Source organism: Aeromonas sp. s2 (assembly GCF_040907935.1).
GTDB classification, from domain to species: Bacteria; Pseudomonadota; Gammaproteobacteria; order Enterobacterales; family Aeromonadaceae; genus Aeromonas; species Aeromonas dhakensis.
In genome coordinates this window covers 63,659-75,600 of sequence record NZ_JBFOCR010000030.1, presented here as the reverse complement: position 1 = coordinate 75,600, position 11,942 = coordinate 63,659, and the positions used below count along the sequence as shown (strand labels likewise).

Genomic DNA, 11,942 nt, shown 5'->3' with positions numbered 1-11,942 from the left:
GCGCCGGCCGGCGCGCGTCCTGTTGCTGCAAATAGAGCCCCGCCAGGGAGAGATCCTCCGGCCGGGTCACCTTGATGTTGTCGGCCCGCCCTTCCACCATCCGCACCGGGAAGCCGGCCCGCTCCATGGCGGAGGCCTCATCCGTGATGGTGGCACCCAGCGCCAGCCCCTCCTCCAGCGCCCGCTTGAGGGGGCCGGTGGGGAACATCTGCGGGGTCAGGGCGTGCCAGAGCTCCTCGCGCTCGACGGTGGCGAGGATGTTGCCGGCGGCGTCGGAGCGCTTCATGGTGTCGCGCACCCGGCTGCCGAGGATGGCTCCGCCACAGGCCATGGCGGTGGCGATGAGGCAATCGAGATCGCCGTGGGTCAGGCAGGGACGGGCGGCGTCATGCACCAGCACCCACTCCCCTTGCGCCACGTGCAGCGCATTGAGCACGGAGAAGGCGCGCTCGGCGCCCCCTTCCACTCGCAGGATCCTCGGATCGGCGGCCACGGCCAGTGTGTCGAACCAGCGGTCATGGGGAGCCAGCGCCACTATGACCTGACCGATAGCCGGGTGGGAGAGCAGCCGGGTCAGGGTGTGCTCCAGAATGGCCATGCCCGCCAGTTGCAGATACTGTTTCGGGCGCTCGGCCCCCATCCGGCTGCCGATGCCGGCGGCCGGCACGATGGCGGTCAGTCCGCTGTGATGATCAGTCATCGTAGGCTGCGTCTCCGGAACTGGAGCCCTTGTCTTTGTCCTTGGGAATGATGCGGTAGAAGGTCTCGCCCTGCTTGATGTAGCCAAGATCGTTGCGCGACAACTCCTCGATGGCTTCCAGGCCCGAGGTCAGGTCATCAATCTCGCGATAAATCAGGTTGTTGCGATCCTTGAGTACCAGATTGTCCTGCTGCTGCCGGGTGATGGCATCGGACAGCTCACGATAGTCAGACAGGCCATTCTTCCCCAGCCAGAGGTCGTATTGAAGCCCTCCCAACAGGAAGAGCAGGATAAGAGTGAGTAGCCGCATGCACTGAGTCTCCTTCAAGCGGCCTAGTTTCCCATATTCGCAGGCAAGACAAAAGAAAGCCTGTGTCCCGGATGGGTTCGGTCGGAACAAAAAATGCAGAATCCGGGGATGGGGGTGACACAGACGAAAAAGCCCCGCCGGATGGCGGGGCTTTGTGAAGCAGGAGAACAGGCGATGATTAAGCCTGGTTCTTCACTTCTTTCAGACCGCGGAACGGAGCCTTGGCACCCAGGGCTTCTTCGATACGGATCAGCTGGTTGTACTTGGCAACACGGTCAGAACGGCTCATGGAACCGGTCTTGATCTGGCCAGCAGCGGTACCAACGGCCAGGTCGGCGATGGTCGCGTCTTCGGTCTCACCGGAGCGGTGGGAGATGACGGCAGTGTAGCCAGCGTCTTTGGCCATCTTGATGGCAGCCAGAGTTTCGGTCAGGGAACCGATCTGGTTGAACTTGATCAGGATGGAGTTGGCGATGCCGTTGTCGATACCGCGCTTCAGGATCTTGGTGTTGGTTACGAACAGGTCGTCACCCACGATCTGGATTTTCTTGCCCAGTTTCTGGGTCTGGTAGGCGAAGCCTTCCCAGTCAGATTCGTCCAGGCCGTCTTCGATGGAGACGATCGGGAACTTGGCAGTCAGCTCTTCCAGGAAGTCGGAGAAACCGTTGGAGGTGAAGACACGACCTTCGCCTTTCAGGTTGTACTCTTTCTTCTCTGCGTCGTAGAACTCGGAAGCAGCGCAGTCCATGGCCAGGGTCACGTCGGTGCCCAGCTTGTAACCGGCAGCGGCAACGGCTTCGGCGATCACTTCCAGCGCTTCGGCGTTGGATTTCAGGTTCGGAGCGAAACCACCTTCGTCACCGACGGCAGTGTTGTAGCCCTTGGACTTCAGCACTTTGGCCAGGTTGTGGAACACTTCGGCGCCCATGCGAACGGCTTCTTTCAGGGTCTTGGCGCCAACCGGCTGGATCATGAACTCCTGGATGTCGACGTTGTTGTCGGCGTGCTCACCACCGTTGATGATGTTCATCATGGGCAGCGGCATGGAGTAGACACCCGGGGTGCCGTTCAGCTCGGCGATGTGGGCGTACAGCGGCATGCCTTTGGCAGCAGCGGCAGCTTTGGCGTTGGCCAGGGAAACAGCCAGGATGGCGTTGGCGCCGAACTTGGATTTGTTCTCGGTACCGTCGAGGTCGATCATGATCTGGTCGACAGTGGCCTGGTCCTTGGCATCTTTACCCAGCAGCGCTTGAGCGATCGGGCCGTTGACGGCTTCGAGGGCTTTCAGCACGCCTTTACCCAGGAAACGGCTCTTGTCGCCGTCACGCAGTTCCAGCGCTTCGCGGGAACCGGTGGACGCGCCAGACGGAGCGGCTGCCATACCAACAAAACCACCTTCCAGGTGAACTTCGGCCTCAACGGTCGGGTTACCACGGGAGTCGATGATTTCACGACCGATCACTTTAACGATCTTGGACATGTGTATTTCCTCAGGTTTCGTAAAAAAACAACAAAAATATGCCAAAAAAAGCGGCTGTGGCACAGGGCCCCAACCGCATTTATTTTCAATTACTTCAGATTACGCTTCTGATACTCGCCCGCCGCCTTCACAAAACCGGCGAACAGGGCGTGGCCATCACGAGGAGTCGAGGTGAACTCCGGGTGGAACTGCGCGGCCACGAACCAGGGGTGATCCGGGATCTCGATGATTTCCACCAACTTCTTGTCGGCGGAGAGACCGGTCACTTTCAGGCCCGCTGCTTCGATCTGCGGCAGCAGCTTGTTGTTCACTTCATAACGGTGACGGTGGCGCTCGTAAATGGTCGGGCTGCCGTACATCTGACGCACCTTGGAATCTTCCACCAGGTGGCAGAGCTGGGAACCCAGACGCATGGTACCGCCCAGATCGGACTTCTCGGTCCGGGTCTCGACGTTGCCTTCGTCATCCACCCACTCGGTGATGAGACCCACTACCGGGTAGGCGCAATCTTTCTTGAATTCGGAGGAGTGAGCCCCGGTCATGCCGGCCACGTTGCGGGCAAATTCGATCATGGCAACCTGCATGCCGAGACAGATGCCGAGATACGGGATCTTGTTCTCGCGGGCATACTGGGCCGCCAGGATCTTGCCTTCCACGCCGCGCTCGCCGAAGCCACCCGGCACCAGAATCGCGTCCAGACCTTCCAACAGCTCGGCGCCACGGGTCTCGATGTCCTGGGAATCGATGTACTTGATGTTGACGGAAAGACGGGTTTTCAGACCGCCGTGCTTGAGCGCCTCGTTGACGGACTTGTAGGCATCCGGCAGGGAGACGTACTTGCCTACCATACCGATGGTCACTTCTGCAGTCGGGTTGGCCTCTTCATAGATGACCTGTTCCCACTCGGCCAGATCGGCCTCCTTGCACTCGATGCCGAAGCGCTCGGTGATGTAGGAGTCCAGGTTCTGGGATTTCAGCAGCGCCGGGATCTTGTAGATGGAGTCGACGTCCTTCATAGAGATGACGGCACGCTCCGGCACGTTGCAGAACAGGGCGATCTTGGCACGTTCGTTGGCCGGAATGGCACGGTCGGAACGGCAGATCAGCACGTCCGGCTGGATACCGATGGAGAGCAGCTCCTTCACGGAGTGCTGGGTCGGCTTGGTCTTCACTTCGCCGGCGGCGGCCAGATAAGGCACCAGGGTCAGGTGCATGAACATGGCGTTGTTGCGACCCACTTCGGCAGCCAGCTGACGAATGGCTTCGAGGAACGGCAGGGACTCGATATCGCCCACGGTACCGCCCACTTCGACGATGGCAACCTGATGGCCTTCGGCACCGGCAATCACCCGCTCTTTAATGGCGTTGGTGATGTGCGGGATCACCTGAATGGTGGCGCCCAGATAGTCGCCGCGGCGCTCTTTGCGCAGCACATCGGCGTAGATGCGACCGGTGGTGAAGTTGTTGCGGCGGGTCATCTTGGTGCGGATGAAACGCTCGTAGTGGCCCAAGTCCAGATCGGTCTCGGCCCCGTCCTCGGTTACGAACACTTCACCGTGCTGGGTCGGGCTCATGGTGCCCGGATCCACGTTGATATAGGGGTCCAGTTTCATGATGGTCACATCCAGACCACGGGCTTCCAGAATGGCTGCCAGAGAAGCTGCGGCAATGCCTTTGCCGAGGGATGAAACAACGCCACCAGTTACAAAAATATATTTTGTCGTCATGCTGAACCTGAAAGAAGTTTAGGGAATTTTAAGGGGTGCTTCGGGGATGAAGCAGGACGGGGAAACAGTATACCAAAACCCCCTCTCCCAAACAATGAACAAAAATCTATCAGGCTCCCGGCGCCCCCATCTTGCGCCAAATCAACTTTGTTCGGTTTCCTTGGCCTTGACCCAGGCGGCATCCAGCTTCTCGAGGCTGCAGTCGGTCATTTTCAGCCCTTCCGCGGCGATAAACTGTTCAACCTGACGAAAGCGGCGTTCGAACTTGGCGTTGGCGCCCCGCAGCACCTGCTCCGGATCCTTGCCCAGATGACGCACCAGATTGACGGTGGCAAACAGCAGATCGCCGAGTTCGTCGCTCACCCGCGCTTCATCCACGTCTGCCATCAGCGCCTCTTCCATCACCTCGTCGATCTCCTCGTGGATCTTGTCCACCACCGGGCCCAGGGTCTTCCAGTCAAAACCGACGGTGGCGCAGCGCTTCTGGATCTTGGCGGCGCGGGTCAGGGCCGGCAGCGAGAGGGGGATGTCGTCAAGCACGCTCTCTTTGTCGAGTGCTGCCCGCTCCCTGGCCTTTTCCGCCTCCCAGTTCACCTTCACCGCCTGCTCGTCACCGAGGTCGGCATCGGAGAAGACATGGGGGTGGCGACGAATCAGCTTCTCGCTCACCGTGTCGACGATGTCGGCAAAGTCGAACAGCCCCTGCTCCTTGCCAAGCTGCGCGTAGAACACCACCTGGAACAGCAGATCCCCCAGCTCCCCTTTCAGCCCCTGCCAATCTTCGGTCTCGATGGCGTCGGCCACCTCGTAGGCCTCCTCCAGGGTGTGCGGCACTATGGTCTGGAAGCTCTGCTTGAGATCCCAGGGGCAGCCCCCGTTCGGGTCGCGCAGTTTGGCCATGATGGCGAGCAGTTGGGACAGGTCGTAACGTTGGGACATGGGATATTCGCTTTTCTTGATGCTACCGGGAGAAAACAGTGACCGACCTGGCGGTCGGTCACGAGTGCAGTGTTGCGTACGATCAGAGGCGCTTGGCGCTGATCACGTCGTTGAGCTGGCTGAGCTTGGCCAACGCCCGGTTGAAGGCGTTGATGTTGTAAATTTCCAGCTCCATGTCGATCTCGGCGGTCTGCTCACGCACGTTGGAGCGCGAACGCACCCCCATCACGTTGATCTTCTCGTTGGCGAGCACGGTCGTGATGTCGCGCAGCAAGCCGGACCTGTCGTTGGAGAGGATGCGGATGGTGAGACCGTAACCGCCGGAGTAGTTCTCCCCCCATACCGCATCGATCAGTCGCTCCGGGTTGCGGCGCGACAGCTCTTTGAGTTGCTCGCAATCCTCCCGATGGATGGAGACGCCGCGGCCCATGGTGATGAAGCCCTGGATGGCATCCCCGGGGATCGGCTGGCAGCAGCGAGCGATGTGGGTCATCAGGTTGCCCACCCCTTCCACTACGATGTGATCCTTGGGCTTGTGGCGGAACGGCGCATTGGCCTTCTGTTCCAGCTTCTCCAGCAGGCGGCGATCTTCCTCCTCCGCCGTCGGCTTGTTGTAACAGGTGTCCAGGTAGTTGATCACCTGGTTGATGCGGATGTCGCCGCTGCCGATGCCGGCCAGCAGATCGTCGGTGCTCTCCAGATTGAAGCGGCGCAGCATGTTGCCCTTGTCGATCTTGGCCATGCTGAGGTTGTGGCGATCCAGCTCCTTGTCGAACAGCTCGCGCCCGGCGACGATGTTCTTGTCCCGATCCAGCTTTCTGAACCAGGTGGCCACCTTGGCCCGCGCCCGGCTGGAGCGCAGGAAGCCTGAGTTGGGGTTCATCCAGTCGCGGCTTGGGTTCGGCTCTTTCTGGGTGATCACCTCCACCTGATCGCCGGTCTGCAGCGCATAGGTGAACGGCACGATGCGGCCGTCGATCTTGGCGCCGATGCAGCGGTGGCCGATCATGCTGTGGACGTGATAGGCAAAGTCGAGGGGCGTAGCCCCCGCCGGCAGGTCGATGACATCCCCTTTCGGAGTGAACACATAGACCCTGTCCTCGAACACCTGACTGCGCAGATCCTCGAGCAGGGAGCCGCTCTCGGAGAGATCCTCCTGCCAGGCGAGCAGCTTGCGCAGCCACTCGATCTTGTCTTCGAAATTGTTGGCCTTGCCACCGGCCTGAGCCCCTTCCTTGTAACGCCAGTGGGCCGCCACACCGAGTTCGGCATCCTGGTGCATCTGGTCGGTACGGATCTGGATCTCCACCGTCTTGCCCTCGGGCCCCACCACCACGGTATGGATGGACTGGTAGCCGTTGGGTTTGGGGTTGGCGACATAGTCGTCAAACTCGCGGGGAATGTGGTGGAAGTGGGTGTGAACAATGCCAAGTGCCGCATAGCAATCCTGCAGCCGCTTGGTCACCACCCGCACCGCGCGCACGTCGAACAGCTCGTTGAATTCGAGGTGCTTCTTCTGCATCTTGCGCCAGATGCTGTAGATGTGTTTTGGCCGGCCGTAGACTTCGGCCTCGACCCCCGCCTCTTTCAGGGCATCGCGCAGGGACTGCACGAACTCGCGGATGTAGCGCTCCCGATCGAGGCGCTTCTCGTCGAGCTGTTTGGCGATCTGCTTGTAGGTATCCGGGTGCAGATAGCGGAAGGCGAGATCCTCGAGCTCCCACTTGAGCTGACCGATGCCGAGCCGGTTGGCCAGCGGGGCATAGATGTTGGTGATCTCCTGGGCCATCAGCACCCGGGTCTCTTCATCCGCCTTCTTAGCCTCCCGCAGGCAGGCGATCCGCTCCGCCAGCTTGATCACCACGGCGCGCACATCCTCGACCATGGCGAGCAGCATGCGCCGCACGTTGTCGACCTGCTCCGGCGAGGTTTCGCTGCGGTGCAGGGTCTGCAGGGAGCGGATGGCCTCCATCTCCAGCACCCCTTCCACCAGCTTGGCGATCTTGGGACCGAAGTCCTCGTCCATCCGCTCTTGGCTGATGAGACCGGCTTCGACGAAGGGGTAGATGATGGCGGCCTTGAGGGTGCCGAGATCCATGCTGAGCATCAGCAGGATGCCCACCATCTCGACCCCGCGCACCAGCAGCCGGTTGGTGAGCGCTTCGTCACCGAGCGTCAGACAGTACTGGTAGACGGTTCGCAGCTGATCCTTGTCACTGTCACTCAGGGTGAGCGAGCTGACCCACTCCTCCAGGGTGAAGTTGTCTTTCAAATGAATATCGCGAACCGCAACCATGGTATCAATCCTTTAAATTATTGGGCCGAAGGCTGTCGCCCTCTCCCCTCATGAGATTGCCTCAAATGGGGATCTGCGGAGAATTTTTCAAGGCATATTGTCAAGAAAAACAATAGAGTTCTCCGCCAGGCCCTGCCGATTTACAAGGGTCTAGATTACCCCAATCATGCCTGCCCAGACAGCGTTATGGACGCCACTATCGTCAGCTGACGGCGGCCCTTTCATGGCACCGCCACCACGTCCATTTTGCCCATCACCGTCCGTCTATTTGCGCTCGAACAGCGCCATGGACTCCAGGTGACCGGTGTGCGGGAACATGTCGAGCATGCCGAGGCGCACCAGCCGGTAGCCCCCTTTCACTAGCACCTGGCTGTCGCGCGCCAGGGTGACCGGATTACAGGAAACGTAGACCACCCGTCTGGGTGAAAGTTTCACGACGTGCTCCATCACCTCGAACGCACCGGGACGGGCCGGATCCAGCAGCACCAGATCGAACCCTTCCCGCGCCCAGGACATGCCGGCGATGTCGCCGCTCAAGTCCGCCTTGTAGAAACGTGCGTTCTCGATGCCGTTGCGACGGGCGTTCTCTTCGGCACGGGCCACCATGGCCAGCTCCCCTTCCACCCCCACCACTTCGCGGACCTGACGGGCCAGCGGCAGGGTGAAGTTGCCGATGCCGCAGAACAGATCGAGCACCTTGTCATCCTTGCCCGCCTCGAGCCAGTTCAGTGCCTGCTCTACCATGCGCTGGTTGACCGGGCCGTTGACCTGGATGAAGTCACCGGGAGCGAATGCAAGAGACAGGCCATCCAGCGAGTAGGAGGGCGCAAATTGCTGGTGCAGCGGCTCAATCTGCTCGTCGGCCGCCTGCAGATAGAGGTCGATCCCCTGCACCTTGGCGAACTCGATCAGTTGCGCCCGATCCGCCTCGGTCGGCCGGCCGGTATGGCGCAGCAACATCAGGATCCCCTGCTCGGCCTGGATCAGCTCCGCATGGCCCAGCTCACGCTGGCTCTTGAGGCGGTTGAGGCATTCGCGCAGCGGGGCGATCAGCGCGGAGAGCGGTTCGGCCAGCACGGGGCAGCCACTGATCTCCACCAGATCGTTCGACTGGCGACGACGAAAGCCCACCCGGGTGCAGCGGCCGTTCTTGTCGAACTTGATGGCCAGCCGGCAGACCCGGCGATAGGCGTGGGACTCCCCGCCCAGCACGGGCTCCAGCGCCGGGGGCTGGATGTTGCCGAGCCGCTCGAACAGGCTGACCAGGCCGGCCTCCTTGGCGGCGCGCTGATCCGCCTCAGCCAGATGCTGGGCGCTGCAGCCGCCGCACTCGCGGTAGTGGCTGCAGAAGGGGGCGATGCGATTGGCCGCCGGGGTCACCACCTGTTGCAGGGCGGCGTGGGCATACTGCTTCTTGTCTTCGAGGATGCGGGCCTTGACCTGCTCACCGGGCAGCGCCCCTTCGATGAAGATCGCCTTGCCCTGGTGGCGGCCGATCCCGACGCAGTGGTGATCCAGGCTGTCTACCGTAAATTCAATACGTTGGGGCTGGGTGGATTTCTTTTGGGGCTTGAAAAACTGGGCCATAAAACTTGGTGCCTATAGGTGGCTATGTCATGATTGTGGAATCTGCAGCAGGCTATTGTCCCACAAGAATAATAGTATGACCAAATACGGCCTGTGGGCCCGCACCCGCTCGTTTACGCCATTGCCAACCCTGCTCTTCGGGGGATCATCCGCATGACCAAATATGGCCTTCGGGCGCGTGTGCTGGCCTTTACCATCTTGCCGACCCTGATCATCGGCGGCCTGATGGCCGGCTATTTCACCTTCCACCGCTATCAGCAGCTGGAAAACAACCTGATCGATCAGGGCATCAACATCATAGAGCCGCTGGCCATCGCCAGTGAATACGGGATGACCCAGCACAGCCGCGAATCGCTCAAGCGGCTGATCGGCCTCACCCACCGCAAGAACTCGCCGCTCATCAAGTCCATCGCCGTCTTCACCCAGGACAACCAGCTGTTCGTGACGTCCAACTACCACAGGGACTTCACCCGGCTGCGGCTGCCGGACGGCAGCCAGATCCCCGAGCTCACCAGCGTCACCCTCTATGGCGACGACATCATCTTGCGCACCCCGATCCAGGCCGAGACCAGCATGGACGGCTTCCCGCTGCCGAGCGACGTGGAGCCGCCGATGATCGGCTACATCTCCATGCAGATGACCACAGACCGGGCCATGATCCTGCAGTACCGCGACACCTTCTTCGCGGTGATCATGGTGCTCATCGGCATCGCCTTCAGCACCCTGTTCGGCTTTCGGCTGGTCAAGAGCGTGACCCAGCCCATCACCGACATGGTGCAGGCGGTGCACAAGATCAGGGAGGGGCGGCTCGACACCCGGGTCAGCGGTCAGCTCACCGGCGAGCTGGACATGCTGAAAAACGGCATCAACGCCATGGCCAAGGCGCTCTCGGAATACCACGAGGAGATGCAGCAGAACATCGATCAGGCCACCTCCGACTTGCGCGAGACGCTGGAGCAGATCGAGATCCAGAACGTCGAGCTCGACATGGCCAAGAAGCGGGCGCAGGAGGCGGCGCGGGTCAAGTCGGAGTTCCTCGCCAACATGTCCCACGAGCTGCGCACCCCGCTCAACGGGGTCATCGGCTTTACCCGCCAGCTGCTCAAGACCAGCCTGACACCGAGCCAGACCGACTACATGCAGACCATCGAGAAGTCGGCCCGCAACCTGCTCGGCATCATCAACGACATCCTCGACTTCTCCAAGCTGGAGGCCGGCAAGCTGCAGCTGGAGCACATCCCCTTCAGCCTGCGCGACACCCTCAACGAGACCATGCACCTGCTCGGCCCCAGCGCCCACGACAAGCAGCTGGAGCTCTCCCTGCAGGTGGATGCCGAGGTGCCGGACTACCTCACCGGCGACCCCATGCGCCTGCAGCAGGTGCTCACCAACCTCACCGGCAACGCCATCAAGTTCACCGAGCGCGGCAACGTGGACGTGCGCATCGAGCAGACCGGCAGCCTCAGCGGCAACAAGGTGCGGCTCAACGTGCTGATCCGCGACACCGGCATCGGCATCTCGGAAGAGCAGCAGCGCCAGCTGTTCCAGGCCTTCAACCAGGCCGACTCCTCCATCTCCCGCCGCTATGGCGGCACCGGTCTGGGCCTCGTCATCACCCAGAAGCTGGTGCAGCAGATGGGGGGCCAGATCCGCTTCGAATCGGAACTTGGCAAGGGATCTGTCTTCTCCTTCAGCCTGGATTTGGAGGTCTCCCCCCTGCCCCAGACCGACCGGTTGCCGCTGGATCGCATCCAGGGCAAGCGGGTCTGGCTGCTGGAACCGGATCCCTTCAGCCACTCCGCCATCTGCGCCCTGCTGGCGGAGTGGCAGCTGCAGGTGCACTCCCTGACCGGCGACGACCCCTGGCCCGAGATGAGCAGCCAGGACATGGTGATCATCGGCAGCGGAACCCAGCACAGCCCGCAGCAGGTGGTGGCGCGCCTCGACGGGCTGGATGGCCAGCAGAACACAATAGTGCTGCTCAGCAGCCACGAGCCTTCGCTCTACGAGGCCATGCTGGCTCACGGAGCCCAGCACTGCCTCTCCAAGCCCATCAACCACCGCAAGCTGCTGCACGCCCTGCTCTCCCCCGAGGCGGTGCGCAGCGCCCCGCTGCCAGAGCCCTCCCCGCGCAGCGTGCAGGAGATCAAGGTGCTGGCGGTGGACGACAACGCCGCCAACCTCAAGCTAATCGCCGCCATGCTCAAGGAGATGGTGAGCCAGGTGGTGGTGTGCAAGAACGGCAAGGAGGCGGTCAGACTGGCCCAGAGCCAGCCGTTCGACATCATCTTCATGGATATCCAGATGCCGATCATGGACGGCATCAGCGCCACTCAGGCTATTCGCAGCCAGTCCCTCAACACCGAGACGCCCATCGTCGCGGTCACCGCCCACGCCATTCCCGGCGAGCGGGAGCGGCTGATCCGCCAGGGCATGGACGACTATCTGGCCAAGCCCATCGACGAGGCCATGCTGGCCAAGCTCATCACCGACTTCGCCCATCGTCGCCACCAGAATCACGCCAGCCAGCAGATCGACTGGTCGCTGGCGGTGCGCCAGGCGGCGGGCAAGCTGGATCTCGCCAAGGAGATGCTGACCATGCTGATGACCAGTTTCGACGAGGTGGATCCGGTGCTGGAGGCGGCGCTCGCCGGCCAGGTGGAGGACAGCGAGGTGCTGGCCCAGCTCCACCGCCTCAACGGCGGCTGCGCCTACTCGGGGGTGCCTCGTCTGCAGCGGCTGCTCTCCCAGCTGGAGCAGCAGCTGCGAGACGGGGTGCCAGTGGCCGAACTCGAGCCCGAGTTGCTGGAGCTGCAGGATGCGATGGAGCAGGTGCGCCAGGAGGCTCCCCGCTACCTCGCCTGACCCGGTGGCCCGCTTTTTCTGACGCGGGCCCCGCCAGA

8 protein-coding genes are annotated in these 11,942 nt (G+C 61.7%); 1 reads left to right on the top strand and 7 read right to left on the bottom strand.

Features of this window, described 5'->3' with window-relative positions; translation table 11 throughout:
* The 7 genes from ispD to rlmD all read right to left on the bottom strand — a co-directional run.
* The coding region (gene ispD, locus AB5Y81_RS21220; RefSeq protein ID WP_368146817.1) for a 2-C-methyl-D-erythritol 4-phosphate cytidylyltransferase at positions 1-700 on the bottom strand (700 nt) is incomplete at its 3' end.
* A complete protein-coding gene (gene ftsB, locus AB5Y81_RS21215; protein WP_005309428.1) occupies positions 693-1,010 on the bottom strand; it encodes a cell division protein FtsB in 318 nt (105 codons plus the stop codon). The genes ftsB and ispD, both read right to left, overlap by 8 nt.
* Before the next feature lie 178 nt (positions 1,011-1,188).
* Positions 1,189-2,490 carry a phosphopyruvate hydratase gene (eno, locus tag AB5Y81_RS21210; protein WP_005309426.1) on the bottom strand — a complete coding sequence of 434 codons (1,302 nt, stop codon included), beginning with the start codon at positions 2,488-2,490 and terminating at the stop codon, positions 1,189-1,191.
* Positions 2,491-2,579: 89 nt separating this feature from the next.
* Entirely contained in the window at positions 2,580-4,217 is a 1,638-nt protein-coding gene (pyrG, locus tag AB5Y81_RS21205) for a glutamine hydrolyzing CTP synthase (RefSeq protein WP_017764743.1), read from the bottom strand.
* Positions 4,218-4,358: 141 nt separating this feature from the next.
* On the bottom strand, positions 4,359-5,156 hold the full coding sequence (mazG, locus tag AB5Y81_RS21200; protein WP_279484829.1) for a nucleoside triphosphate pyrophosphohydrolase: 798 nt from the start codon (positions 5,154-5,156) through the stop codon (positions 4,359-4,361).
* 82 nt (positions 5,157-5,238) lie between these two features.
* Complete coding sequence (gene relA / locus AB5Y81_RS21195) at positions 5,239-7,452, bottom strand: GTP diphosphokinase (protein WP_005309420.1); 2,214 nt, start codon at positions 7,450-7,452, stop codon at positions 5,239-5,241.
* Positions 7,453-7,716: 264 nt separating this feature from the next.
* Positions 7,717-9,039 (bottom strand): 23S rRNA (uracil(1939)-C(5))-methyltransferase RlmD, encoded by a 1,323-nt coding sequence (rlmD, locus tag AB5Y81_RS21190; RefSeq protein ID WP_279484831.1) that lies wholly within the window; start codon positions 9,037-9,039, stop codon positions 7,717-7,719.
* Between the two features lie 153 nt (positions 9,040-9,192).
* Between rlmD and barA the strand changes: the two genes are divergently transcribed.
* Positions 9,193-11,904: a two-component sensor histidine kinase BarA gene (gene barA, locus AB5Y81_RS21185; protein ID WP_368146815.1), complete on the top strand. Its 2,712-nt coding sequence runs from the start codon at positions 9,193-9,195 to the stop codon at positions 11,902-11,904.
* Positions 11,905-11,942 lie beyond the last annotated feature (38 nt).